This window comes from Nocardia sp. NPDC052112 (genome assembly GCF_040680135.1).
GTDB lineage: Bacteria > Actinomycetota > Actinomycetes > Mycobacteriales > Mycobacteriaceae > Nocardia.
In genome coordinates this window covers 104,724-129,452 of record NZ_JBFAWD010000009.1, presented here as the reverse complement: position 1 = coordinate 129,452, position 24,729 = coordinate 104,724, and the positions used below count along the sequence as shown (strand labels likewise).

Genomic DNA, 24,729 nt, shown 5'->3' with positions numbered 1-24,729 from the left:
CATCTTTGACGACACCATTTGACGACAATGGTCACTCGAAAAGGCTGTCCATGCCATTGACCGCGTCCTGCTGCACCTCGTCGATCACGTCGATGTAGATGCCCGTGGTCACGGTGATCGAGCTATGGCGCAAGATCCGCTGCACCGTCGCCGCGTCCACACCCATCGTGAACAACAGCGTCGCGCACGAGTGCCGGAGGTCCCCGCCGACTGGTCCGCCGTAGCCATCACGCCGCCTTAGCGCCGGAAGGACGGGCCGCACCCGGATCAGCCGCGGGGAGTTTGGCTCCCGAGGTGTCCCCCACGATGCCGGTAGCCCGGTACTGGTAACCCAGGTACTTGAACTCGCCCTGCCCCATCACCTTTGGCTCAGCGGTCAGGCCCTCCAGCTCGATCATCCGCATCCCGGTGCCAGGAACGATCTCGTCGCCCACTGGGATCGGCTGCACGTCCGAGATGAAGATGACCTCGAACGAGGCCCGCTTGGCCTTGCCGTCCTGACCCTCGTGTGGGTCGGTGACCGTGGCCTTCCACAACGCCTTGCCGGTCCCCTCCCCCGTCTTCGGGTCGATGTCGAACATCGGCTCGGCAGTCGCGCGCGGGTCCGGGTTGTACTTCGTCATCCGCGCGATATCGCCCAGCAGCAGCAGCTTCTGCGGAAACGCCGCAGCCAACTGGATCGGGAACTGATAACCCCTCTTAATCGCCATGTGCTTGAACTCCCTTGTCTCTCCGTCGATGTTTCTGATCTCGCCGACCGTCCGGTGCGGCGACAATCTCACCGTATACGTAGCATCGTATACGCACAAGGATTTACGTATACGAAAGATTGAGAGAGCGGCGAAATGCCAGGTTGGAGGCCATGTCGGATCGCTCGACGCCAACAGATCTGACCGTGTTGTACGTATACGCACCTACGTATACGATGTGACGTAAACCACGGCCAGCCGCCAGGCTTATGCGGTACGTCTCAAGGAGTCCGAGCGGCGGGGCGACCGGAGCACGGATCAGGAGTACGCGATGAGATTCCGTCCAACCGCATTCGCATGGATAGACCTCGGTGTCAGCCCCGCACCAGAGTGGGACCGCGCCCAGACTTGCCGAATGGCAAGACGATTGGGGTACGCCCTCATCTGGCCGCCGGACATATCGCTAGTGCCGCTGGTCGACCAGGTGCGCGCGGCGGACGTGGACGCGGTGATCGTGCCATCGCTGGGCTATCTGGACCCGCTCGTACTGCACACCCTCATGGGCATCACCGACGTGGAAAGCATCGTTCCGCGAATGTCGTTCGCCCGCTGGGCTACCGTGCACCCCGCGACGAGGCTCGTATGAGTGGCTGGGAGACGCTTCGTCTCCTCCTCGCGGCCATCATCCTTTCGGTGATCGTGTACCCCACCGTGGCGTACTGGCCACAACGGACACCGAAAGATCGAACAGAGCAGTCAACTCGCAAGCAGACCGAAGACGACGAGCACGATGCGAAGTAAGCCTCCGCCGGCCGCAAAGGGATGAACCGAACGACGATTGATCAAGGTCGGTAGATTGCGTCTGACCTGGACAGATCCAGCTTTACGTATACGAAGCTCGGTATACTGGAAATGTGCTGGTCACTGGTCAGGTGACACGGATCGAAGGGATTGTGCTCAATGGCGGAACCTGCCTATGTCTCCATCGCGGGCGAATACGCGCGGCGAATCCGCAGCGGCGAGCTACCCCCCAAAACGCAACTTCCTAGCTATGCCGAAATTGCCGCACTCAACAACGTCTCGGACATTGTCGTTCGAAAGGCGCTCGAGTTGCTTCAGAGCCAGGGCCTCGTTCGATCTGTTCGGCGGCGCGGCGTCTTCGTAGCCGACCGCCCGAACCTCATCCGGATATCGCCGGAACGGCAGATGGAGGATCCCGAAGTGACCTTCGGAAACGAGTCCGACAGCGACATCCGAATCACTCGGACAACCGAACGTGTCCCTGCCACCGAAGAACTTGCCGAAACCTTCGGCATCTCCGCCGGTCAAGAGGTCACCCACATCTTCACCCGCGCCAGTGACGACGGTCGGCCGATCTCCGTATCCGACACCTTTCAGCCTATTGATGTCATCGACGCATCCAGCGCGTCTGTGCTCGAGGAGACCGTCTCGGATCAGCTCCCGACGCAATCTCATGCCGTCTGGTTGCGAACAACCCCTGGAGATCTCGTGAAGACCGTTCACCAGCGGTTTATCACTACGGAAGGTCGCGTGATCATGGTGTCGGATGTTTCCTATCCGCGAGACCGCTATGACGCGTTCGTCTTTCGGATGGCGTTGAATCCGGCAACAGGCACCAGCACCGAGGCATAGAAGACAATCCCGTGGGCCGCCAACCTGACCCCTCGCCACCCGGTCAGGTTGGCAAACATCAGCGCCGAACCCAGCCCTCCGCCCGATCCGCAAGATTCCACCACGAAACATACTGCCCGTCTTCAGATTTCAGCTCCCAGCCAGCCAGCAGCGCATCGAAGAACGCGTCATCACCGGTCTTCCCGCCTTTCGGCTCCCCGATGTAGACCACCCGTTCACCACCCGCGGCCTCGAACGCGGCAAGTGCCTCCGACGCCATCGTGTTGCCCCACCCCGGCGGCCAGCAGAGGAACAGCACATCACCCGCCCCGCTACTCGATCGGGCGGTGAATTCATCAAGATCACCGACGCCGTGCCACACATTGGTTTGCCCCGCTGCCCGCACGAACGAGACGTTCTCGGTCCGGTCCGGAGGCTCCGAGTCGTACGCCTCGACATTCAGACCCGCACTCACCAGTTGCGCCGCCCAATATCCCCGACCGGCTCCTAGTTCGACCACCGTGCGGCCATCGCAGAACCGAGACATCCAGTCGATCGTCTCCGGCGACGGAATCGCATACGCGTAGGCCGCCTGCAAGATTGTCTGTGCAAAGCCAAGTCGCGCACTACCGTTGGCACGGCCACCGTTCACTACCCGACGACCTTCGTGCTCGCCTACCGACGGCGCAACGATGTCCCAGTACGGATTCGAGCTGTCCGAACGACCTCCGGTCATGTAGTGCACGAACCGCAGATCGAACGCGGCGTCCGCCTGATCGTTCCCGGTCCCCGGCAACATCGGCGCAGTATCCAGGTACTCCGCCACCTGCGGATACTCGGCACGAAGACGCTGCTCATCACCCAGCAACGCGGCTAGTTCATCACGACGGTCCGCCGTCAGCGCAAGCTCAGCCATGTCGTCGATTCTGGCCGGGCACAGCTCGATTCGCGAACACTTCAGCCGAATCGTTGGAACGCAACCATCGATTTGCGCGACCAGGGCAAGATCACCAGGCACTTCGCAACCGGCTCCGTGAAATACGCCCGAGGCTGGCTTCCGACGCGCGGCACGTACCAAAGTCATTGCCGAATTCCGCCATACAGAATCAAGGCGCCCCGGCGGCGCTGCGCGCCGCCGCCGCGCGGCGACGCGCAGCGCGGTTCCCTGAACGGCGGTCACCGCGGCGCGTCGGCGCGTCGGCGGCACACCGGCCGCCGGGGCGCATTCTGGTCCTGTTCGCATGTTCTGGCATCCGCTTTGGCGACGGGGTAGCACGCGGACTGTTCGACTCTGACCGCTTTCTCGTTCACCGGGCAGTGCTGGGCACGACGCCAGCCGTCCCCGACTTGCTCTCCCGCAACCCGCCGACGAATCGGCCGGCATCCGTTCGTGGGGCCTGGCTGTGGTTCCGTCATCGACAACAGCTGCGCATCGTCCGGCACCTTCTCGACACACCAACGCACGCATATCCTTCAAGGCATGAGCCCGTCCGCTCCGTTGCCGCCATGCTGGTGGTGCGGCAATCTAGCCGACTCGCGGGAGCACCGTGTCAAAGCGTCGCAGCTCAAGCGGTCGTTTGCTGGCAATGACCATCTCATGTTGACAGGAAGAGGAAGGCCAACTCGCCTCAACGGAGTCGGGTCTAAGGCAGCCCTATTTCCCCCGAACCTCTGTAGGAATTGCAACAACAACAGAAGTCAGTCTTTCGATAGGGCGTATGACACTTTCGTTCAAGTCGCTTGGGACGACCCTGAGTACTTTCGGAACAAGGTTCAGGTTGACATGAGGGAGATCTTCCCGACCGATCCCGACGGCCCGGAAAAGCTCGCTCGTTACTACGTGAAGAACATCGGGTGCCGGATAGCGGAAGTTGGGTTCGAGGTGCCCGCAGAGTTGATCGACTTCATGGACGGGGCACCCACAATGCCCCACGTGAACATGACGCTGTTCCATGACTACTCGGTGCACGACCAGTTCACACGCGCCGGGATCGAGCCGCACTTTCCGGTGGCGAATAAGGATTTCAGGCCTGAGAACCCGAACGACGGAAGTTTGCTGTACTTCACCGCCGAAGTTCAGGACGGCCCCGTCGGGGTGTTGTTCGGATGGTTTGTCAACGCGGCGGATCTCGGGGCCAACTTCTGGAACAAGCCTGTGGTTCCGCTGTTCGATCGCCGTCATCTGCCATTTCCCGAACTGCATCAGGATCAGTGGAACGCGGCGGAAGGCTTCAAAATCATGAATGATCAGCAGGGCCGCGAATAGATCAGCCGGATACGCAAATAGCCTTCGGTCGCGTGGCCTTGGTGGGTGGTGGGGGCGGACCGCACAATTGCGTAACCCCTGCCTCCTCATGGCCCGATTGTCTGACCTCACTCGGTCGTGTCAAGGGAAAGAGCGCCCTTGACACGACCTCCCTCAGCTCAGGATGGCCAGTATGAGGAAGCAGGGGGCGGGAAGTCACCTGGACAAGTCAAAGCGGCGGAAGGCGGTAATCCCGGCACCGAGAAGCGATGCGACCGATTTGTGGATGTTTCCACACGGGCCTCTGATCAGAATCGAATCTGTGTCAGGGCGACAGGATTTGATCCTGCGACCCCTCCGCTCAACTGGTGGAGGGCGAGTCTCCTGCCAGCGCCTCCGGGAGTTCTGAGACTTCACGCCACACGGCTGGGTCCAGGTTCTCCAATGACATCGGCGCCACCGTTCCTGTCTCGGCGAACCGGGCTAAAATCGGCCTCTCGATAACCGTCGTGCCGACATGCACCCGCTGAGTGAACACTTCTGGATTCACCGTCAGAGCGCCGTCGTCAACCAGGATCAGAATCAAATGCAGTGTTCGCTCCACAAGTTCCGCGATCCGCACAACGATGCCCGCCGCTGCCTGGTAGCGCAACTCAATCCCCAAACCGAGCGCATCCCCTGCAATGTCATCGCTGTGGATCAGGTCTCCATAGAGCCACAGCTCCATCAGTTTCCGATCCGTGACTGGCCCTTGCTCGGTGATGACCGAGTACGCCATCCCCGATTCGCCGTTGGGTGAGTAGTGCTTGCGCCACTCCTTTTTCCACCATGAAATCGGCTCGGCCACCTCCGCGATGTCGCTCGCGGCTACCAGCCTGCCAAGCGCGTTCAGAACTTTGGCGTAGAAGAGACTTTCACTATCAAGAAGCAACGGCCGGATGCGCGCAGCGAGAGACTCCAATAGCTCCTCGGCCGGTAACTCCTGCACGAATAGATGCGGCGCCGCGTCGGGATCGGTATCAGGGTTTGGCTTGATGTGGACGTTCCCACGACGCGTATTTCTGAACAGCTCGCGGTCCTTGAATAGCGAGTGCTCAGTGATACGGCGGGCTCGCAAGACGAACATCTCCACTGTCTCTTGATCAGACAATTGTGTCTGCCTCGATCTGTTACGTCCCATCTGTGGTCCTGCCCGTGCGAAACCAGTTCGGCCCGATCTGCTGGCGAGGACGGTACATGCAGGCCCCGACACATTGCACGACCTTTTCCGCTGGACTGAGGTGTTGGTCGACCCGCCGGTTACCGTTCTTGCGAGACAACCACGTAGTTCCACCGACAAGCAATGCTGAGATATGTTGTGGCACAGTGTGATCGACGGACGGTCGTGGACATTGGCAGATGGCCGGATGAATCGGCAGGATACTGGTTCAATGAGGAACAGCATCCGCCTCACAGTCGAGGGCACCGACCTACTGATCTCGATCTTCCCGGAGGACGGGGAGGTGCGAGTATCGTCGGCCGAGTTCACGTTGAACTGTAGAGACGATGGTCCACCACGGGATAAAGGTCATACTCTCGTCATCACCCGTAGCGGCCCAAATCCCGACGGCAAGCCCATGACGCGACGACCCACGCATCACGTCACGTTGAGCAATCGGATCACGGAGGTGTAGACGCACCGTTTGGGCGGGACCAGAACGGGACCACACGCTATAAACGCTGGTGGCCGACCAGCACATCTAGAGCGTGTAGGCATGATGAAAATACCGTCCTGACCTGCATCTTCATCACTCGACCCGACCTGGGGGTCAAGTTTGTGGAACCGCAACCAGCTGACGACACTTCCGACCGCTACACCAATAAGGAGGCTGCTGATCCAAGTACTGCTCGCAGCTCATCCGGCGTCAGCCACTGCCTCGGCCGATGAATCATCTGGTGGCAGTTCGCACAGAGCAGTATCAAGTCGCCCAGCGAGTTCCTGACCGGCCCGCTCACGTGCAACGGGACGACATGATGGACTTGGACGTAGCCTTCGCCGACGCCGGGATAGCTCGACTCGAAATCGAATCCGCACACTTCGCAGGCGATGCAGTCTCGTTCTTTTCGGGACTGCCTGATCTTGTCTCTGCGAAGCTTCGGGTCTCGCTCGTAGACCCTGCTCAGCCGTTCCCGAGTTCTGCCCTCAATCGCGGCAACGAACTCGACCGCGGACGTACTGACATCTGCTTCGACGTCGTCATCCTCACCGAGGTCGAGCACCAAGTCTAGTTGGCCCCGTTCCCGGAGCTGCGCCGCGAGCTCACGCATCCGTTCCCGGTCCTGGGCGAACGCAGCTGCCACCTTCAGGGAGAGATTGCCGCCGCGGGTCCGCTTGCCGCGGTAGTTCGGGTGCGCGGTACGAAGATCCTCGAACTTGTGGAGAACGCTGTCCGTGCTCCGGTACTCGGGGATGCTGGGCGCGTACACCCACTGTGCTCGCAGTAGTGCGGAGAGGTCGACAGTTCTTTGATCCCGTTCCGGGATGCGTTGCCAATCGTTGCGATCCAGGAGGTCAGCGGCGAGGATCTGTTCTTCGAGCTTCCAAGACAACTTCCCCGTGACCTCAAATCCCAGCTGCTCAAGACGCCGCGTTACCCCCCGACCCCCGGTGAAGTGCCCGGACGAGTAGCGCTCGCCACTCATCAGCCCGTAGGCGACCCCGACGACAGCTTTCGAGTCGTAGGCGGAACCTTCATATAGGACGAAGTACTCGCGAGCAGGCTCGAAACCGTGATCCTCAAGAAATCTCGTTCTCCCAGTCTCCCTGCACAACTCGATGGCCTGGACGACCCAAGGGCGGCTCAACTCCGACAACTGCATGGCACTCCCCTCACCCACTTCAGAACGCTATGACGTTACTCCGGGCACTCCACTCGTCCGCAGCCACGTGATACCCAGAAGTCCGGTACAGATCTGCCTCCAGAGCAGACGACAGACCTGACGACAACGGCGACGACACCGACGACATCTACGCCGCCCAAGACGGACGAAAACCGCTGAGCATCACGCTTGTTCGGCCCTCCGCATCTGACTACGGATCAGAAGGTTAGGGGTTCGAATCCCTTCGGGCGCACACAGGTAGAAGGCCCCTTCCAGGACATCGGACGGGGCCTTCTGGCATCTTTGACGACAATGGTCACTCGAAGAGGCTGTCCATGCCGTTGACCGCATCCCGCTGCACCTCGTCGACGTAGATGCCCGTGGTCACGTTGATCGAGCTGTGGCGCAAGATCCGCTGCACCGTCCACGCCCATTGTGAACAACAGCGGCGCGCACGAGTGCCGGAGGTCACGCAGCCGGATCAGCGGGACACCCGCCTTGTTCACCAGAGCCTCGAATGCCCGGGTGCGGTTGCGCGGTTCCAGCGGAGTCCCTCGACGGGAGGTGAACCCGAGCGTGTTCGCCTCCGGAATGTTCGGACGACGCGATCACCGATGACCGGCCGAGCCGACTCGGTCTGCCCGAGTCAATGCTCTTCCGCCCGCGACCGCACTCGGCTACTGGCTACGACGGCGAGCACCATGCCCGACTCGACGAGCTACAGCGGCGCGAACACTCGTGCCGAAACATCCACGGCGGCTACGGGATTGCCGAGACCGACCCCGACGCCGCCGATCACGCTGTCGTCACCCGATATGCCCACCGTGCCGTGCATTGGGCGGTGCTCGCCACGGATGGAGCAGCCGCCCCTTCTTGTTCCGCCATGAAGTCTCATGGCCCGAGGTCGCATGCCTTGGTGTCGACGAACTTGCCAACCTGCTGACCCGCTGCTGCCGCTGGGAGTCGGACACCGACCCCAACGAACAGCAGCAGCCCACGACCAAATGCCACGACGACAAGACGATCGCGGTAGTCCGGCTGTAGTTCGAACCACAACTGATGGATATCGCAGCAGGCACGCCGTGGCACCGAGCGGCCGCCGAAAAGTGTGCGGCCTCTGCTGCTGAGCACGGGTCAGGCGCAGACGCGATTCAGTTCGTCGGTGTAGGGGTCGAGCTCTGCGACGCCATCATCGATCAGCGCTCGAGCGTAGGCCGTGATGGCATCCTTTTCGGCCCCTTGGGCGAAATCGCCCAGACCGGTCAACCTCTCGGAAAGGGCTGTCGCCGTCGCCTGGTCCATGGTGCCGCCGCCGTTGTCGATTGCGATGTTGATCAGCTCGATGGCCTTGGCGCAACTGGGGGATTGGGCGTACGCGGGCGTGGCTGGAAGCAAGAGCGGAGCGGCAGCAGCCACAGCGAGCGCCGCGGCGAAGGACAACGACTTGGTCATGGTTTCCCCTCGAGATGTGCAATAAAGAAAGCTCCCGCACGCAGGGGCAGCAGCAAGCAGCCCTTCAGGTGCGCGAGCGTCCCTATTATGCCCACCTCCCTCCTGGGCGACCAAGTCCGGCACCCCTCGGCCGGAGATGCTCCCGCCCTACGCGATCCCGCCGACAACATGCTCTGAACCGCAACAGATTCGGGCAATCCGCTTATCGCCCCAGGACGACAGCCACGCTCGGCGGCAATGCACGGCCCCGAATCCCGCAACTTCATCCGGTCAGGTCAGGCAGACGTCAGCGCCGGACCCAACCCTGAGCGCGGTCGGGCAGATTCCACCACGAAACAAACTGCGCATCTTCGGATTTCAGCTTCCAGCGGTTGGCGAGCGCGTCGAAGAACGCGTCATCACCGGTTTTTCCGCCCTTCGGCTCTCCGATGTAGACCAGTCGTTCGCCACCTCCGGCCTCGAATGCCGCAAGGGCGTCGGACGCCATTGTGCTGCCCCAGCCGGGTGGCCAGCAGAGGAGCAGCACATCATTCGGGCCGCCACTGGGACGCGCTGTCAACTCGTCGAGGTTCCCAACCGCGTGCCACACATCCGGTAGCCCGGCTGCTCGGAGGAACGACATATTCTCCGTCTTGTCCGGGGGTTCGGAGTCATACGCGTCGACGCCCACTCCCGCCCCGGCCAGCTGCGCCGCCCAATACCCGCGACCGGCTCCCGGTTCGACCACCTTGCGGCCGTCGGCGAACCGAGTCAGCCACTCGATCGTCTCGGTTGACGGGATGGCGTACGCATAGGCGGCCTGCAAAATTGTCTGCGCGAACCCCAGACGCGCACTGCCCTTCGCCCGTCCGCCGTTCACCACGCGACGCCCTTCGTGCTCGGACACCGATGGCGCAACGATCGCCCAGTACGGATTCGCGCTCACCGACCGGCCGCCGGTCAGGTAATGCACGAACCGCAGATCGAACGCCGCGTCGGCCCGATCGTCCCCCGTTCCCGCCAGCATCGAAGCCGTGTCCAGATACTCGGACACCTTCGGATAATCGGCCCGAAGCCGCTGCTCATCACCGAGCAACGCAGCCAGTTCGTCTTTGCGGCCCGTCGACAGCGCAAGCTCGGTCATGCCTCGATTCTGAGCTGCCACAGCCCGATTCGTGAACAGTTCCGCCGTGCCGTTTCGGCGGATGTCGATCGGCTCAACGGCCACGCTCTGCGGCCCGCGTCCGGTACAGCGCCCTTCATCGGCGACCACTTGTCGCGAAGCGCGGCGACAATGGCCGCAACACTCAACGGCGCCAGCTACTCGCGTCAGGCGTCGTGAATGTTGAGGACTAGCTTGCCGAAGGTTTCGGAGGAGTCCAGGAGGCGGTGGGCCTCGGCGGCTTCGGTGATGGGGAGTTCGGCGTGGACGATCGGGGCGATGGTGCCGTCGGCGATCAGCGGCCAGATGTGACGGTTCAGTTCGGCGATGATGGTGGCCTTGCTGTTGGGGCCGGTGGCGGGGCGGTTGCGGACGTTATTGGCGTGGACCGTGCCCCATTTGGACAGCAGTGCACCGAGATTCAGTTCGGCGCTGACACCGCCCTGCATGCCGATCACCACGAGGCGGCCGTGCGGCGCCAGCGCCTCGACGTTTCGCGACAGGTAGGCGGCGCCCATGATGTCGAGAATGATGTCGGCGCCGGGACCGCCCGCGCCGTCCTCGGCGCGGATCGCGGCAACGAAGTCGTCCTCGCGGTAGTTGATCAGCACGCTCGCGCCCAGCTCGCGGCACCGCTTCAGCTTCTGCGCCGAGCCCGCCGTCACCGCCACACGCGCGCCCTGGCTCACCGCGACCTGAATGGCGTGCGTACCGATTCCGCTGCCACCGCCATGGATCAGCACCAACTGGCCCGCGTCCAGTCCGGCGGTCATCGCGAGATTCGACCAGACCGTCGCGGCCGCCTCGGGCAGCGCGGCCGCCGCACCCAGGTCCAGCCCGTCGGGCACCGGCAGCACCTGGGTCGCCGCGACCACAACCTTCTCCGCATACCCACCCCCCGATAGCAGCGCACACACCCGATCGCCGACGTGCCAATCCCGCACCCCGGCACCGACCTCGGCGATGACCCCCGAACACTCCAGCCCCATGACCGCACTGGCCCCTGGCGGCGGCGGATAGAACCCCCGCCGCTGGAGCAGATCCGCGCGATTCACCCCCGCCGCGGCGACCTCGATCAGCACTTCCCCGTGCCCCGGCACCGGATCCGTCGCCTCGCCCCACTCCATCACCTCGGGTCCCCCGAACCCGTTCAGCTCGATAGCGCGCACCGCCCCATCCTGCCTCGGCGGCGGCAATATGGCGAGCTGCCTGCGGAGATGGGGGTCTGGGACTAGCGTTCCGGGCGTGAGCAGCTTTGTCGACTTCCAGAACGAGATCTACCTGGGTGGACTGGGTGGTGCGGTGCCCGAATTGCCATTGACGGCTGCGGGTTTGGAAGAGCGGGCGCGCGAGGTGCTGGATAGTGCAGCCTTCGCGTATGTGGCGGGGAGTGCTTCGGGGGAACGGACTGCGGCGGCCAATCGATCCGCATTCGACCGGTACCGGATTGTGCCGCGCATGCTGCGCGGGACTTCCGGGCCGGGAGCGCGCGATCTGTCGGTGGAGGTGCTCGGGACGCGGCTGGCCGCGCCGGTGCTGACCGCGCCGATCGGGGTACTGGAGTTGCTGCACGAGGGCGGCGAGGTGATCGTCGCGGAGGTTGCGAAGGAACTCGGCATCGGTACCGTGCTCTCGACGGCGGCATCGTCGACCATCGAGGATGTCGGGGCGGTGGCCGGTAGCTGGTGGTATCAGCTGTACTGGCCCGCCGATAACGAGCTGGCCAGATCGTTCGTCGGGCGCGCGGAACGGGCGGGGGCGTCGGCGATCGTCGTCACCGTCGACACTCCGAGCCTCGGCTGGCGACCCCGTGATCTGGAGCTCGCGCATCTGCCGTTCCTGCGGGGCAAGGGCATTGCCAACTACCTGTCGGATCCGGTGTTCCGCGCGAAGCTTTCGACGCCACCCGAAGAGAGCGAGGATGCGTTGCGGGCCGCGATCCTCACCTGGAGCGGCCTGTTCGGCAACCATGCCCTGCGCCCCGCGGACCTCGCCCACCTTCGGGAGTGGACCGATCTGCCGATCGCGGTCAAGGGGGTTCTGCATCCGGACGACGCGCGCAACATGGTCGACGCGGGCGCCGACGCGGTGGTCGTCAGCAACCACGGCGGTCGCCAGGTGGACGGCGCCATCGCCGCACTCGACGCCCTCCCCGCCGTGGTCGCCACCATCGGCGACCGCGCGGACGTACTGTTCGACTCCGGCATCCGCACCGGCTCGGACATGCTCACCGCACTGGCACTCGGCGCGAAGGCGGTGCTCTACGGCCGCCCGTGGGCCTACGGTCTCGGCATCGCAGGCCGAGCGGGCACGCGCCACGCACTACGCGTCCTGCTCGCGGACTTCGACTCCGTCATGGGACTGTCCGGATGCGCGAACCCGGCCGAGCTCGACCGCTCACTGATCGCGACCACCCGCTGAGTCTTGCCTACCGGCCTCGGAACTTGCACACGTCCGCGCTACAACGGGCTCGGACGTCGGGGCTGCATCCCGGCCGCGCCGTCTGGCCGCACGCCGAATCCAGTGCGCGGAGTATGCCGAATCCGGTGCGAGACAGCTCTGGTCACCAACCGCGACAACCCACTGAATCCCACGTACCGACCTCAACCCGCACGAATCCGCACTACACCACGGCGCCGATCCGCACGCGCATCTGGCCGCGCCGAATCCAGCACCGCTCTGGTCACCAACCGCGACAACCCACTGAATCTCGGGTACCGGTGTCGGAACTTGCACGGGTTGGCATTGCGACGATCGCGGCGGTCGCTCGGCATCGGTTCCCGGTTGATTGATCGTCTGTCCAGGTCTTTCGCGGACCGCTAGGGTTTGCGTTTGCCCTGTTCAGGCGCGCTTAGAATAGAGCTGTGCAACCCGAACCGAACAGTTACGCGCCCGTCGAGCCGAGATGGCTTTCTTCGTCGGAGCAGCGTGCCTGGCGGGCCTATATGGACGGTAACCAGCGCTTGGCGACGGCGCTCAACCGCCAACTGCAACGCGATTCCGACCTCACCCTCGCCGAATACCGGATCCTCGTCCTGCTCTCCGAGGCCCCCGACCGCTCACTGCGCATGAGCGAGTTGGCCGACGGCGTGCTGTCCTCCCGCAGTCGGCTCACCCATCAGATCCGCCGCCTGGAGACCCAGCGGATGGTCCGCCGCAATACCTGCCTCGAGGACGGCCGCGGCGTCCTCGCCGAACTCACCGATGAAGGTATGCGTCGGCTGGAGGCCGCCGCCCCCGGCCACGTCGAGGCGGTCCGCCGCAACTTCATCGACCTGCTTGCCCCAGAACAACTCGAGATCGTCGGCGATGTCTTCGCCCGAGTCGACGATGAGATAGGCAATACCGACTGACCCCTCGGCAGCGGGCGCACGGCGCCGGGTACTCTCGTTGGCCTGGAGACGTGGCAGAGTGGCCGAATGCACTCGCCTTGAAAGCGAGCGTCGCGAGAGCGACCGGGGGTTCAAATCCCTCCGTCTCCGCTGCACTCGTCTCCTACCCATGCTCACAAAAAACGTGAACCGGGCCTCGTTTCGCCATTTCTTGTGGGGTGCAACGCCCGGACCCCGCCCCCGGACCCCGCCTGTGGTCGTTTGCTGAAGCGCGCCACTTCGACGTTTCGAGCGGGATCGATGGCCCTGTCAACGGCAGATGATCTGGTCAGCACTGGCCATCAGGCTGGGCGGACCAGACGAGGAGGCGGCGTGGATGAACTCGACGCATTGAGATGGGTCAGGTCGCACGGGTACAACATTTTCGTTCACGATCTTGTCGAGCTCGGCCACATGATCCGCCTCGGCTGCTATACCGAGGCCGAACTGCATACCAGGGCGAAGGAGATGGCGGCCCGATGTCTGATGCAGCGCGTGGCAGACAAGGCCGAAGACGATCTCTGCGATCTCATTGACAGCGCGTTCGAGAGTAATGTCGATCTGAACGATCCAGACGATAACTGCTGATCTAGATGTCGAGGTCAAGCGGCATCCAGCAATCGCGTGGTCCCTGATGGGGAGTTCTCCGGAAGCTAGCGGCTCCCCTCCGCCAAGCGTCCGCTGGACCGGGTTGTCGACTGCTGCAGGTTCGGGTCTAACCTTGAAAATCCCTCCCCCATTCTCAAGGTTATCTAAACTAGCTTGAAAAGACCTGGCTCGAACTCAAGCTTAACCCTGTATCCTTAAGCCTTGTGGACGCCGACGCCATGCGAAGAAGTCCGATCGGACGGCTTGTGCCTACGACCGGCTTCGATCGACGGTTCGACGAGGAGTTCTCATGCTCGGCCTACGTGCCCGACCCGCTGCCGTCGTCGTTGCAGTTGACGATGCAAACGTGGTCGCTCGTTGTCGACGCAACAGCGGCAATGGCCCGTGCGGATGAGGCAGCGGCCAAGCTACCGAATCCGTCGCTGCTGGTGCGACCGACGACGCGGCAAGAAGCTGTCAGCACGTCCGCAATAGAAGGAACCTACGCGGCGCTCACAGATGTGCTGGAAGCCGACTTCTTGGAGGCCAACCAACTGTCGGGCAGTGTCAGCGAAGTTCAGAACTACGTGCGCGCTGCCGAGAGCGCGTATCAATGGGTAGCGGAAGGGCGGCCGATCACGGTGCGCCTTCTCGAGGACCTGCAGGCGATCCTTGTACGCGGAACGCGGAGCGACGGACCGGACGCGGGAAGCGTTCGCAAGACTCAGGTCTTCATCGGAGTAGGGCGTGGGCGGGTCGAGCATGCCCGGTTTGTGCCGCCTCCAGCTGGTGATCTGCTTCGAGATGGGCTCATCGAGTGGGAACGATGGGTACGGGAGCCGTCGGAGATACCCTCTCTGGTGGGGGTGGCTCTTGCGCACTACCAGTTCGAGGCACTTCATCCGTTCACAGATGGCAACGGTCGCCTAGGGCGTCTGATCGCTCTCCTGCAACTCGTCGTGAGGGGCGAGTTGCGATTCCCAATCCTCAACATCTCGTCCTGGTTGGAGACGAATCGCGAGGAGTATCAGAACGGACTGCTCAACGTATCGTTGACTGGTCGGTGGGATGACTGGGTCGCTTTCATCTCCGCTGCCGTACATGCAGAATCACTCGAGACTGCGGCGCGTGCGCTGCGGTTGGCGGAACTTCGTGAGGAGTTTCGGGCGAAAGTCGCCCACCTCCGCCGAGACAGCGTCGGGGTGGCCATCGCGCAGGAACTGATCGGTTATCCGATGCTGACCGCCACCCTCGCGGCAGAGCTTCACGGTGTGTCCTACCAGGCGGCAAATGAGGGCATCAAGAAGCTGGTCGAACTGGGTATCCTGCGTCAGCGGGTCGAGGGCCGGTACGACCGAATCTTCGTCTGCGACTCGGTGCTCCGGGCGCTGGAGACCTAGCAGTCGCTTGGTCTCAGCGGAAAGATTCGAAAGCCATCTACTCCCCTCCGCCAGTTCACCCCTCCGGTCCTTCATATCAGCTGCCCGGACGCAATCGGTTCGAAAACCACCGGGCACCCCTCGTCACAGCCGGGCACCCCTTGTAGCGGGTGCCCAGCCGCGACGAAGGGTGCCCGGCTATCTCAACGGCGCTGAGGCAACACTGGAATCGCAGGGCGGCCCACGAAGCGGTTGTTGCGTGACATATCATCGATGTCATACTCGAATGTATGTTCGATAATCGACGTCGGGATATTTGGCGGCCGTATTCACCGCTTCGGCCGATCTATGTCGACATCGATCGTGTGCTTCCGCCGGATGGATCGCCGACGCGCGAGGTGTCCGCACGGGTCAAGAAGTACGGTCTGGTCTTGTCCGGTCGGATGGCGGCCAGGCAGCGGGCGTGGCATCGACTCGTGGACGGGCGTTGGGTTGCCAGTATCGAGGTGCCGGTCGAGACCAATGGGCAGTGGATCTACCTGGACTTCATCGCACCGGCCGACGCGGTCGCGCCCCGAGAGGTCGCCGACACGATGCCGGAGCGGCCGAGCAATCAGTGGGGTCAGCCGAAGCGTTACTGACCAGGGGCGCACCCACCTCGGCGCGGCAGTCACTCCAGTGCGACCAGCGCCCGACCGAGTTGATCGATCTCGAATTTCGTTGTGTACGGGGCCAAACCGACGGTGACGGCCCCGCCTTCGTCGTTGACGCCGAGGGCGTCCAAGAGACGGCTGCCGCCGTGGACGCCGCTGATGGTGCCGATGCGAGCGTCGGCGAGTTTGGCGGCTACCTTTTCGGCCTGCATGCCCGCCATGGTGAAGCTGACGGTGGGGATGCGGGTGGAAGCGCGGCCGATGACGGTCAGGTTGGAGATCTTGTCGAGGACATCCATCAGGTGCTCGAAGAGTTGATCGTGGTAGTCCTGCAGCGAGGTGATGGAGATTTCCAAGCGCTCGCGGCGGGTGCCGCGGGCACGCTCGTCCAGGCCCGCGAGGAAGTCGATGGAGGTGGTCAGCCCGGCGAGCAGGGCGTATTGATGACCACCGACCTCGAGCCGTTCGGCGCCCTTGGCATAGGGGTTCAACGACATCGACGGGATCCGATCCAGGAAGGCCGGATCGCGGAAAACCAGCGCGCCGATCTGCGGGCCACCCCACGCGGGCGCGCTCAATGCGACCACATCCGCATTCAATTCGTCGATATCGATGAGGGCATAGGGCGCGGCACCGAAGCAATCGGCGACCAGCAGACCACCCACCTCGTGCACCCGATCCGCCGCGACCCGCACCGCGGGCGCCGAACCGACGATCGGCGATGCGGCGGTCAGCGCGACCAAGCGGGCGGTCGGGCCGATCAATTCCTCGAACTGCCACGACGGCATCTCGCAGGTCTCGATCTCGACCTCGGCCCAGCGCACATGGGCACCGTAGCGATTCGCGATCCGCAACCACGGCGCGACATTCGCCTCATCATCCAATCGCGACAGCACTATCCCGGTGCCGAGGCCGAGCCGCGAACTCAGCGACTCCGCCAACCAGGCCAACAGCACCGCACGGTCCGGTCCGAGGACCACGCCCGCCGGATCACCGCCGACGAGATCCGCGACGGCCTCGCGCGCCGCGTCCAGAATCGCGGCACTGCGAACGGCGGCACCATTGCGGCCGATATGGGAAAACGAAGAGGTTCGGAAACCTGTTGATACGGCACGAGATACCGAATCCGGAACCAGCATCCCGCCCTGGGGGTCGAGATGGATCCAACCGTCGCCGAGGGACGGTATCAGGCCCCGAACCCTCGCGACGTCGTAAGTCATGTTGGCCACTCTAAGGGCAGCGGGCGAGCCTGGGTAACCGCGTTCCCCCTCACCGGCAGGCGGGGGTGCAGTGAACTGGGACTCAGCATGGCAACCGACTTTCAACAAATCCGAACCACACGACCCGAACAGAATAGACGCCACCTCTGCGCCGCGGCACCGACCCGGTGACCTGATCGAGGGCGACCGACTTAGCGCGTTCGCGGCGGACACGACATGATGGGGACCATGACGCAATCGGATGGAGCACCCGAATCCATTGTCGTGATCGGGCCCGACGGTAGGCCGCTGGCCATTCCCGTCGAGTCCGGCTCGGACACGCCCTTCACCGCGCAGGTCGTTTCCGACGGCAATGAAAAATCCGACAATGCGGACAATAAGGACGACGCCGAGGAATCGCTCGCCGATATGGTCGAGCAGCCCGCGAAGGTCATGCGCATCGGGACCATGATCAAACAATTGCTCGAGGAGGTTCGCGCGGCCCCGTTGGATGATGCGAGCCGGACCCGGCTGCGCGAGATCCACAAATCCTCGGTACGCGAACTCGAACAGGGTCTGGCACCGGAATTGCGCGAGGAACTGGAGCGGCTCACGCTGCCGTTCACCGATGACGCGGTGCCGTCCGATGCCGAACTCCGCATTGCTCAGGCCCAGCTCGTCGGCTGGTTGGAAGGCCTTTTCCACGGCATCCAGACGGCACTGTTCGCCCAGCAGATGGCGGCACGGGCGCAGCTGGAACAGATGCGGCAGGGGGCGCTGCCGCCCGGCATCCACGCGACCGACCCGCACGGGATCCAGTCGAATCCGGCGACCGGCGGATCCGGACAATATCTCTGAATAGATCCGAGTCGAGTACCAGCCGGGGCGGCGGTGTCCGATTTGCGGCGATCGCGAGCCCTACGCCGGCACGCCCCGCTACCGCCTCCGGGCCCTGCCGCTCACGCCGCGGCGATTCGCGAGGGTAGTGTCGTGCACCGTGCCGTCCGCCGCCGCCCGCCCCGACTCGGTCTCCGATGTGAATACGGCGCGTCCCGATGAGAGCTCCGATCGTCCTGAAGAGGGTTCAGTGCGTTCAGATACCAGCCAAGCGCGTATTGACGAGAGTTCCGATGAGACCTCCGTTCCTCCCGAAGAAGACATCACCCCGGAGAATTCGGTGAGCGCCGACCCGGAAAAGCCCTCGTCGGACGAGGCTGCCGCGTCGGTGACCCCGCTCATCTCGGATTCGCAGACCTTCGGCCGCGCGTTCAAGGATTTCCGCGTCGGCTTCGCACAGCGCGAGCTGTGGCTGTCGCTGGGCTGGCAGGACATCAAGCAGCGCTATCGACGCTCGGTGCTCGGCCCGTTCTGGATCACCATCGCGACCGGTGTGCAGGCCGCCGCGATCGGCATTCTGTACTCCGCGCTGCTCGGCCAATCGATCAAGTCCTATCTGCCGTATGTGGCCGTCGGCATCATCGTCTGGAATGTGATCCAGGCCAGCATCCTCGAGGGCTCGGATGTGTTCATCGCCAATGAGGGGCTGATCAAACAGCTGCCGTCGGCACTGAGCGTGCATGTCTATCGCCTGGTCTGGCGGCAGCTGCTGTTCTTCGCGCACAACATGCTGATCTATCTGGTGGTGCTGGTCGCATTCGGCGTCTGGGAAAAACTGCACTGGACCGCTATTCTCGCGATTCCGGCACTCGGGCTGGTGTTCCTCAACTCGATGTGGGTCTCGATCGTTTTCGGCATCTTCAGCACCCGCTACCGTGATATCGCGCCGATCCTCGGCAGCCTCACGCTGATGCTGTTCGTGCTCACGCCGGTCATGTGGAATACGAAAAGCCTGGAATCCCAGGGTGGTCAGGTGAGCGAGCGCGCGAAGCTGGCCGAAATCGTGCCGACCTTCCACTATCTGGAGATCGTCCGCGCGCCGCTGCTCGGCGATGACCAGCACCTGTATCACTGGGTGATCGTCGGTGCCATCACCGTGGTCGGCTGGATCGTGGCGATCTTCGCCATGAAGCAGTACCGTTCGCGCGTGCCGTACTGGGTATAGGAGATCGGGCCGATGACCGACCATGTGAGTATCGAAACCCGCCAGGCGTGGGTCGAGTTCCCGATCTTCGACGCCAAATCGCGGTCACTGAAAAAGGCATTCCTCGGCAAGGCAGGCGGTGCGATCGGCCGCAATCAGTCCGATGTGGTGGTAGTCGAGGCGCTGCGCGACATCACCCTCTCGCTGAAAGAGGGCGACCGGGTCGGCCTGGTCGGGCATAACGGCGCGGGCAAATCGACACTGCTGCGCCTGCTTTCGGGAATCTACGAACCCTCGCGCGGCAGTGCCCGCATCCGCGGCCGAGTCGCACCGGTATTCGACCTCGGCGTCGGTATGGATCCGGAGATCTCCGGCTTCGAAAACATCATCATTCGCGGGCTTTTCCTCGGACAGACGCGCAAGCAGATGCTGTCGAAGATCGATGAGATCGCCGAATTCACCGAACTCGGCGAATATCTGTCGATGCCGCTGCGCACCTATTCCACCGGCATGCGGGTGCGCCTCGCGATGGGCGTGGTGACCTCCATCGACCCGGAGATCCTGCTGCTCGACGAGGGTATCGGCGCGGTGGATGCCGAATTCATGAAAAAGGCTCGGATCCGGTTGCAATCACTGGTGGCCCGCTCGGGCATCCTGGTGTTCGCCAGCCATTCCAACGAATTTCTCGCCCAGCTCTGTGATACCGCCATGTGGGTCGACCACGGGCAGATCCGTTTGCGCGGTGGTATCGAAGAAGTGGTGCGTGCCTATGAGGGCCCGGATGCGGGCAATCACGTCGCCACCGTGCTGCGCGAAATGGAAGCGGAACGCAAAATGGGTACCGAGCGAGAATTGGAGCGGAATCAGGCATGAGTGAGCCGACCGGGCAGAACGCCCCGATCGCCGCGGGGCGCGAGACCCCGATCGACTCTGTGCCGGATTCCGAAGCACCGAACTCGAGCGCCCCGGCGAACCATCCCACGCCAGACGACGCAGCACCGCGGCCCGCCGACAACACAGCGCCGCAAGCCGCGAGCCCTGCGCCCGCGGACGACACCGCACCACCGGACGCGAGCCCTGCGCCCGCGGCCGCCCAGGCGACCCCGGACGACCCGGTCGACGACTCCGTCGACCCCTCACCGGCACAGATCGAGGCCGCCCGCACCCCGGCGGGCACTGGCCCCGAGGCCAAAATCGTCGCCGTGGTCGTCACCCACAAGCGCCGCGAACTGCTCGCCGAATCGCTGAAAGTCCTTGTCTCCCAGACCCGCCCGGTCGATCACCTGATCGTGGTCGACAATGCCGATGAACCCGAGGTTGCGGAGTTGGTCGCCCAGCAACCAGTCGAGGCCACCTACCTCGGTTCGGCGCACAATCTCGGCGGCGCTGGCGGTTTCGCCCTCGGCATGTTGCACGCGCTGACCCTCGGCGCGGACTGGGTGTGGCTGGCCGACGACGACGGACGCCCCGACGGCTCGGAAGTGCTTGCCACCCTGCTCGATTGCGCGAACCGACACGGTTTGGTCGAGGTGTCGCCGGTGGTCTGCGATATCGACGAACCCGATCGTCTCGCCTTCCCGCTGCGCCGCGGCGTGGTCTGGCGGCGGCTGCGTTCCGAACTCGGCGATGAGGACTTCCTGCCGGGCATCGCCTCGCTCTTCAACGGCGCGCTGATCTCCGCCAAGGCGGTCGATCTGATCGGAGTTCCGGACCTGCGGCTATTCGTGCGCGGCGACGAGGTCGAGGTGCACCGCAGGCTGGTCCGCTCCGGTCTGCCCTTCGGCACCTGCCTACAGACGGCCTACCTGCACCCCAACGGCGCCGCCGAATTCAAGCCGATCCTCGGCGGCCGGATGCACACCCAGTATCCGGACGACCCGGTCAAGCGCTACTTCACCTACCGCAACCGCGGCTATCTCATGTCCCAGCCGGGAATGCGCAAACTGCTGCCCCAGGAGTGGATCCGCTTTTCCTGGTTCTTCCTCGTCACCCGCCGCGATCCGGCCGGTCTGCGCGAATGGTTCCACCTGCGCAGTCTGGGCCGCAACGAACAATTCGGCAAGCCGACACCGGGCGAGAAGGCTCCCGGCGAAAAATAGATTGCGCGGGTCTTCCCGCCATGCCAAAGTGGGCGGGCAACGTCGAGACGAGAGTGAGGAGGTGGAGATCGTGACACGGACCGTTCGGATTGTCGTGCCCGGATCAGCTGTGCAAACGCACGCGGTCGCACGAATTTCCGCCTCAGATACCTCTCGCTGAGTCCGGTTCGGGCTCGGCGCCCGACGAAGGATTCCTTCCAACATGGTCGACTACGACCTTCTCGTCCCTTACGGCTGGACCGAAGCCGTTGCCAACGAATACGACTCGCTCATCGACGATGGGTGCGTTCCCGCCAGGGTGATCCGCATGGACCGCAGCGAATGCGATATCGCGACACCCACTGGACTATCCCGCGCCCGTTGCCCGCGTTTGAATTGGTCTGAGCGGGGGCCGTCCGCGGTTACGCAAGCTGCCTCCTCCGAGATCAGCGGCCTGTGCACCGGCGACTGGGTGAGCATCGATGCCGAACTGAATGTGCGGCAGCTGTTGCCGCGCCGCGGCGCGATCACGCGCTCGGCCGCCGACCGGCGCGCACAGGGTCAGGTGCTCGCCGCGAATGTCGATACCGTGCTGATCTGCAGCGCGGCCGACGGCGATATCGGCCTCGGGCGTATCGAGCGCATGCTCGCACTGGCCTGGGAGAGCAGCGCACGGCCGATCGTGGTACTCACCAAAGCCGATGCGGCATCGGATATTCCGCTCGACGAGGTGCGGGCCGTCGCACCCGGCGCGGTCACACTCGCGGTCAGTGCGGATACCGGATTCGGACTCGATGTGCTCACCGCGATGCTCGATGGCACCGTAGCGCTGATCGGTCCGTCCGGCGTCGGGAAATCGACACTCGCCAATGCCCTGCTGGGCCAGGAGGTATTCGCCACCAACGGCGTTCGCGCGGTGGACAAGAAAGGCAGGCATACCACCGTGCACCGGGAGCTGCGGCCGCTGCCCGGTGGCGGCACGCTGATCGATACGCCCGGACTGCGCGGTATCGGACTCTGGGATGCCGCCGAAGGCATCGAGAAAACCTTCAGCGATATCGAATCCATCTCGGCACACTGCCGATTCGACGACTGCGCGCACAACGGCGAACCCGGCTGCGCGGTGCGGGAAGCCATCGACAGCGGCGCACTCACCCAGCGCCGTTTCGACAGCTACCGCAAACTCGAGCGCGAAAACGCCTGGATGGCAGCGCGATCGGATAAGCGACTGCAGGCCGAACGCGCCAAGGCCTGGCGCGATATCCACAAGCAGCAGCGGCAGTTCTACCGGGAGCGAGGTTCGCGGCGCTGATGTGGCCCATCCCCTCGGCAGGATGCGGCAGGCCTAACCATCAGGGGCAAGCGTACGTCGCACCAGCACGGTAGGGTCGGCACGCACAAATCGATAAACGGGAGGGTTCCGATGAGTTACCCCGGCGGGTATCCGCCACAGGGCCAGCCAGGGCAATGGCCCGGACAGCCCGCATACGGTCAGCCGGTGCCGCAGGGCGCGCCGAATCCCTATGGTGCGCCACCGCAATACGCGCCGCCCCCGGGGCAGCCACCGGTCAGCCAACCGCAGGTGCCGCAACCGCCGTACGGCAGTCAGCCGCATATTCCGCAACCGCAGTACGGCCAGCCGCAACCGCAGCCGTACGGTCAGCCCGCCCAGCCCTATGGGCAGCAGCCGTATGGACAGCCACCCGCGCCCTATGGGCAACCGGGTCCGCAGCAGGCACCGGCCCCGCCGGGCATCACCGTCGACGCCTCTTACGAGTGGTTCGCCTTCCTGTTGGCGATCACCAAGCCGAAGATCCTGATCAACGGTCAGCGGGTGCCGAATACGCGGTGGGGTCAGAACCACATTCCGGTCGGTCCCGGGCAGTACCACGTAAAGGTGGTCACGCCCTGGCTGTTCGATATGGGCCCGGCGAATGCGACCGCGTCGATCCAGGAAGGTCAGGGCGCGCGGTTCTACTACAAGCCGCCCGCGGTCATCTTCCTCAACGGCGCGATCGGCCCGGTGCCGCAGAAGACGCCCGGCGCCATCTTCATCTACATCAGCTGGGCCATCGTGGCATTGATGATCCTGCTGAACATCGTGTTGATCGCTGGAGCCGCCAGCATCTGACAGCGTCGAAAGGGCGTCGGAGTTTCCGGCGCCCTCTCTTCGGCCACCCTATGCAACTGGTTGCATAGGAAGCTGAGTTACGCTTGACGTGCACAACACCCGTCGGCGCCCGCTCGCCGGTCGCCCGAACGGGTAGGCGCGGTCGCGGGCGCACCCACCCGCGGCCAAGACGACAGGAGCAGGTCATGACGGAACCGGGTTCGAAGCCGCTCGCGGGCGCGACGATGATCATGTCGGGCGGCAGCCGTGGCATCGGTCTGGAGATCGCCAGGCGAGCCGCCGCCGACGGCGCGAATATCACCCTGATCGCGAAGACCGACCAGCCGCATCCGAAGCTACCCGGCACCATCCATACCGCCGCGGCGGAACTCGAGGCGGCGGGCGGTACCGTACTGCCCTTCGTCGGCGATGTGCGCATCGATGAGTCGGTCGCCGAGGCCGTGCGCCAGACCGTCGAGCGATTCGGCGGCATCGATATCGTCGTCAACAACGCATCGGCGATCGACCTCTCGCCCACCGACGCCATCTCCATGAAGAAGTACGACCTGATGCAGGACATCAACTGCCGCGGCAGCTTCCTGCTGTCCAAGCTCAGCATTCCCGCGCTCCGCGAATCGGCCGCGGCGGGCCGCAACCCGCATGTCCTGACCCTGTCCCCGCCGCTCAACCTGGACCCGAAATGGGCGGGCATGGCACTTGGTTACACCATCGCCAAGTACGGAATGTCGCTCACCACACTGGGTTTGGCCGAGGAGCTGAAGAGCGACGGTATCGCCGTCAACTCGCTGTGGCCGCGCACCACCATCGCCACCGCCGCGGTCAAGAACCTGCTCGGCGGCGAGGAAATGATCGCCACCTCCCGCACCCCCGATATCTACGCCGACGCCGCCTACCTCGTCCTCACCTCACCGTCGAAGGAGACCACCGGCAACTTCTTCCTCGATGACGAAGTCCTCGCCGCACACGGCATCACCGACCTGGACAAATACCGCGTCGTCCCCGGCGACGCCGAACTCACCACCGACCTGTTCCTCTGACGCCGGTCCGAAGGTGGCCCCTCGGCCACCTTCGGACCGTCAGCCCGCTACCGTCGCCATCGTGACCGGTAAACCAACCTTGGCCGCGATCTTTGAACCAGAGCCCGAAGGATGGGGGCTGCGCGGCGATCCCTATGTCTGGCAGGAAATGCGGAGTCGGCTCACAGATCTCGACCCGCCCTCGACTTCGACCGAGTTGATCGCACTGCTGCACGACACCTTCGAGCAGGTGGT

The 24,729-nt window shown here is 63.9% G+C and carries 25 protein-coding genes and 2 tRNA genes; 18 read left to right on the top strand and 9 right to left on the bottom strand.

The annotated features are described in order from the left end of the window. Positions 1-31 precede the first annotated feature (31 nt). Both AB0L58_RS19480 and AB0L58_RS19475 read right to left on the bottom strand, forming a co-directional pair. Complete coding sequence (locus AB0L58_RS19480; RefSeq protein ID WP_364388496.1) at positions 32-262, bottom strand: tyrosine-type recombinase/integrase; 231 nt, start codon at positions 260-262, stop codon at positions 32-34. Beyond that, on the bottom strand, positions 228-782 hold the full coding sequence (locus AB0L58_RS19475; RefSeq protein ID WP_364388494.1) for a hypothetical protein: 555 nt from the start codon (positions 780-782) through the stop codon (positions 228-230). The genes AB0L58_RS19480 and AB0L58_RS19475 overlap by 35 nt, the downstream gene beginning before the upstream one ends. A 322-nt stretch (positions 783-1,104) precedes the next feature. Between AB0L58_RS19475 and AB0L58_RS19470 the strand changes: the two genes are divergently transcribed. After that, positions 1,105-1,335 carry a hypothetical protein gene (locus AB0L58_RS19470; protein WP_364388492.1) on the top strand — a complete coding sequence of 77 codons (231 nt, stop codon included), beginning with the start codon at positions 1,105-1,107 and terminating at the stop codon, positions 1,333-1,335. Positions 1,336-1,649: 314 nt separating this feature from the next. Beyond that, entirely contained in the window at positions 1,650-2,342 is a 693-nt protein-coding gene (locus AB0L58_RS19465; RefSeq protein WP_364388490.1) for a GntR family transcriptional regulator, read from the top strand. A 58-nt stretch (positions 2,343-2,400) separates the two neighbouring features. Here AB0L58_RS19465 and AB0L58_RS19460 read toward each other — a convergent pair whose 3' ends face one another. Next, positions 2,401-3,237: a hypothetical protein gene (locus AB0L58_RS19460; protein WP_364388488.1), complete on the bottom strand. Its 837-nt coding sequence runs from the start codon at positions 3,235-3,237 to the stop codon at positions 2,401-2,403. Between the two features lie 867 nt (positions 3,238-4,104). Between AB0L58_RS19460 and AB0L58_RS19455 the strand changes: the two genes are divergently transcribed. After that, positions 4,105-4,587, top strand: coding sequence for a hypothetical protein (locus AB0L58_RS19455; RefSeq protein WP_364388486.1), 483 nt, complete (start codon positions 4,105-4,107; stop codon positions 4,585-4,587). A gap of 340 nt (positions 4,588-4,927) precedes the next feature. On the opposite strand, the gene AB0L58_RS19450 is transcribed toward AB0L58_RS19455, so the two are convergent. Beyond that, on the bottom strand, positions 4,928-5,698 hold the full coding sequence (locus tag AB0L58_RS19450; protein WP_364388483.1) for a hypothetical protein: 771 nt from the start codon (positions 5,696-5,698) through the stop codon (positions 4,928-4,930). A gap of 719 nt (positions 5,699-6,417) precedes the next feature. Beyond that, complete coding sequence (locus AB0L58_RS19445; RefSeq protein WP_364388481.1) at positions 6,418-7,425, bottom strand: HNH endonuclease; 1,008 nt, start codon at positions 7,423-7,425, stop codon at positions 6,418-6,420. A gap of 186 nt (positions 7,426-7,611) precedes the next feature. Here AB0L58_RS19445 and AB0L58_RS19440 point away from each other — a divergent pair. Both AB0L58_RS19440 and AB0L58_RS19435 read left to right on the top strand, forming a co-directional pair. After that, positions 7,612-7,678 (top strand) — tRNA-OTHER (locus AB0L58_RS19440). A gap of 620 nt (positions 7,679-8,298) precedes the next feature. Continuing rightward, entirely contained in the window at positions 8,299-8,469 is a 171-nt protein-coding gene (locus tag AB0L58_RS19435) for a hypothetical protein (RefSeq protein ID WP_364388479.1), read from the top strand. A gap of 90 nt (positions 8,470-8,559) precedes the next feature. Here AB0L58_RS19435 and AB0L58_RS19430 read toward each other — a convergent pair whose 3' ends face one another. The 3 genes from AB0L58_RS19430 to AB0L58_RS19420 form a co-directional block, all read right to left on the bottom strand. Continuing rightward, positions 8,560-8,877: a hypothetical protein gene (locus tag AB0L58_RS19430; protein WP_364388477.1), complete on the bottom strand. Its 318-nt coding sequence runs from the start codon at positions 8,875-8,877 to the stop codon at positions 8,560-8,562. A gap of 286 nt (positions 8,878-9,163) precedes the next feature. Continuing rightward, on the bottom strand, positions 9,164-10,000 hold the full coding sequence (locus AB0L58_RS19425) for a hypothetical protein (RefSeq protein WP_364388475.1): 837 nt from the start codon (positions 9,998-10,000) through the stop codon (positions 9,164-9,166). A gap of 185 nt (positions 10,001-10,185) precedes the next feature. Then, positions 10,186-11,187 (bottom strand): NAD(P)H-quinone oxidoreductase, encoded by a 1,002-nt coding sequence (locus AB0L58_RS19420; RefSeq protein WP_364388473.1) that lies wholly within the window; start codon positions 11,185-11,187, stop codon positions 10,186-10,188. 76 nt (positions 11,188-11,263) lie between these two features. Between AB0L58_RS19420 and AB0L58_RS19415 the strand changes: the two genes are divergently transcribed. The 6 genes from AB0L58_RS19415 to AB0L58_RS19390 all read left to right on the top strand — a co-directional run bounded on the left by AB0L58_RS19415 (position 11,264) and on the right by AB0L58_RS19390 (position 15,997). Continuing rightward, a complete protein-coding gene (locus tag AB0L58_RS19415; RefSeq protein WP_364388471.1) occupies positions 11,264-12,439 on the top strand; it encodes a lactate 2-monooxygenase in 1,176 nt (391 codons plus the stop codon). A 524-nt stretch (positions 12,440-12,963) separates the two neighbouring features. Beyond that, positions 12,964-13,371: a MarR family transcriptional regulator gene (locus AB0L58_RS19410; RefSeq protein ID WP_364388837.1), complete on the top strand. Its 408-nt coding sequence runs from the start codon at positions 12,964-12,966 to the stop codon at positions 13,369-13,371. Between the two features lie 44 nt (positions 13,372-13,415). Beyond that, positions 13,416-13,500 (top strand) — tRNA-Ser (locus AB0L58_RS19405). A gap of 222 nt (positions 13,501-13,722) precedes the next feature. Beyond that, on the top strand, positions 13,723-13,977 hold the full coding sequence (locus tag AB0L58_RS19400) for a hypothetical protein (RefSeq protein ID WP_364388468.1): 255 nt from the start codon (positions 13,723-13,725) through the stop codon (positions 13,975-13,977). Between the two features lie 224 nt (positions 13,978-14,201). Further along, the gene (locus AB0L58_RS19395) at positions 14,202-15,377 is read left to right on the top strand and encodes a Fic/DOC family N-terminal domain-containing protein (RefSeq protein ID WP_364388466.1); all 1,176 of its coding nucleotides are present in this window, start codon (positions 14,202-14,204) and stop codon (positions 15,375-15,377) included. Between the two features lie 269 nt (positions 15,378-15,646). Beyond that, positions 15,647-15,997 carry a hypothetical protein gene (locus AB0L58_RS19390; protein ID WP_364388464.1) on the top strand — a complete coding sequence of 117 codons (351 nt, stop codon included), beginning with the start codon at positions 15,647-15,649 and terminating at the stop codon, positions 15,995-15,997. Positions 15,998-16,026: 29 nt separating this feature from the next. Here AB0L58_RS19390 and AB0L58_RS19385 read toward each other — a convergent pair whose 3' ends face one another. Then, on the bottom strand, positions 16,027-17,229 hold the full coding sequence (locus AB0L58_RS19385) for a cysteine desulfurase-like protein (protein ID WP_364388462.1): 1,203 nt from the start codon (positions 17,227-17,229) through the stop codon (positions 16,027-16,029). Positions 17,230-17,457: 228 nt separating this feature from the next. Here AB0L58_RS19385 and AB0L58_RS19380 point away from each other — a divergent pair, with 228 nt between their 5' ends. From AB0L58_RS19380 to AB0L58_RS19350, 7 genes are all read left to right on the top strand, one after another. After that, positions 17,458-18,066: a bacterial proteasome activator family protein gene (locus AB0L58_RS19380; RefSeq protein WP_364388459.1), complete on the top strand. Its 609-nt coding sequence runs from the start codon at positions 17,458-17,460 to the stop codon at positions 18,064-18,066. A gap of 367 nt (positions 18,067-18,433) precedes the next feature. Next, positions 18,434-19,270 carry an ABC transporter permease gene (locus tag AB0L58_RS19375; RefSeq protein ID WP_364388835.1) on the top strand — a complete coding sequence of 279 codons (837 nt, stop codon included), beginning with the start codon at positions 18,434-18,436 and terminating at the stop codon, positions 19,268-19,270. A gap of 12 nt (positions 19,271-19,282) precedes the next feature. Next, positions 19,283-20,122 (top strand): ABC transporter ATP-binding protein, encoded by an 840-nt coding sequence (locus AB0L58_RS19370; RefSeq protein WP_364388457.1) that lies wholly within the window; start codon positions 19,283-19,285, stop codon positions 20,120-20,122. A 275-nt stretch (positions 20,123-20,397) separates the two neighbouring features. Then, the gene (locus AB0L58_RS19365) at positions 20,398-21,348 is read left to right on the top strand and encodes a glycosyltransferase family 2 protein (RefSeq protein ID WP_364388833.1); all 951 of its coding nucleotides are present in this window, start codon (positions 20,398-20,400) and stop codon (positions 21,346-21,348) included. A gap of 202 nt (positions 21,349-21,550) precedes the next feature. Beyond that, positions 21,551-22,639: a ribosome small subunit-dependent GTPase A gene (gene rsgA, locus AB0L58_RS19360; protein WP_364388454.1), complete on the top strand. Its 1,089-nt coding sequence runs from the start codon at positions 21,551-21,553 to the stop codon at positions 22,637-22,639. A gap of 111 nt (positions 22,640-22,750) precedes the next feature. Then, positions 22,751-23,458, top strand: a complete 708-nt coding sequence (locus AB0L58_RS19355) for a hypothetical protein (RefSeq protein WP_364388451.1) — start codon at positions 22,751-22,753, stop codon at positions 23,456-23,458. Positions 23,459-23,643: 185 nt separating this feature from the next. Then, positions 23,644-24,495 (top strand): NAD(P)-dependent oxidoreductase, encoded by an 852-nt coding sequence (locus tag AB0L58_RS19350; RefSeq protein WP_364388449.1) that lies wholly within the window; start codon positions 23,644-23,646, stop codon positions 24,493-24,495. Positions 24,496-24,729 lie beyond the last annotated feature (234 nt).

Coding starts and splice junctions, on each gene's coding strand:
- AB0L58_RS19470 (WP_364388492.1), top strand. CDS start 1,105: ATGGCAAGACGATTGGGGTACGCCCTCATCTGGCCGCCGGACATATCG.
- AB0L58_RS19465 (WP_364388490.1), top strand. CDS start 1,650: ATGGCGGAACCTGCCTATGTCTCCATCGCGGGCGAATACGCGCGGCGA.
- AB0L58_RS19460 (WP_364388488.1), bottom strand. CDS start 3,237: ATGGCTGAGCTTGCGCTGACGGCGGACCGTCGTGATGAACTAGCCGCG.
- AB0L58_RS19455 (WP_364388486.1), top strand. CDS start 4,105: ATGAGGGAGATCTTCCCGACCGATCCCGACGGCCCGGAAAAGCTCGCT.
- AB0L58_RS19445 (WP_364388481.1), bottom strand. CDS start 7,425: ATGCAGTTGTCGGAGTTGAGCCGCCCTTGGGTCGTCCAGGCCATCGAG.
- AB0L58_RS19430 (WP_364388477.1), bottom strand. CDS start 8,877: ATGACCAAGTCGTTGTCCTTCGCCGCGGCGCTCGCTGTGGCTGCTGCC.
- AB0L58_RS19425 (WP_364388475.1), bottom strand. CDS start 10,000: ATGACCGAGCTTGCGCTGTCGACGGGCCGCAAAGACGAACTGGCTGCG.
- AB0L58_RS19410 (WP_364388837.1), top strand. CDS start 12,964: ATGGACGGTAACCAGCGCTTGGCGACGGCGCTCAACCGCCAACTGCAA.
- AB0L58_RS19390 (WP_364388464.1), top strand. CDS start 15,647: ATGTTCGATAATCGACGTCGGGATATTTGGCGGCCGTATTCACCGCTT.
- AB0L58_RS19385 (WP_364388462.1), bottom strand. CDS start 17,229: ATGACTTACGACGTCGCGAGGGTTCGGGGCCTGATACCGTCCCTCGGC.
- AB0L58_RS19380 (WP_364388459.1), top strand. CDS start 17,458: ATGACGCAATCGGATGGAGCACCCGAATCCATTGTCGTGATCGGGCCC.
- AB0L58_RS19370 (WP_364388457.1), top strand. CDS start 19,283: ATGACCGACCATGTGAGTATCGAAACCCGCCAGGCGTGGGTCGAGTTC.
- rsgA (WP_364388454.1), top strand. CDS start 21,551: ATGGTCGACTACGACCTTCTCGTCCCTTACGGCTGGACCGAAGCCGTT.
- AB0L58_RS19355 (WP_364388451.1), top strand. CDS start 22,751: ATGAGTTACCCCGGCGGGTATCCGCCACAGGGCCAGCCAGGGCAATGG.
- AB0L58_RS19350 (WP_364388449.1), top strand. CDS start 23,644: ATGACGGAACCGGGTTCGAAGCCGCTCGCGGGCGCGACGATGATCATG.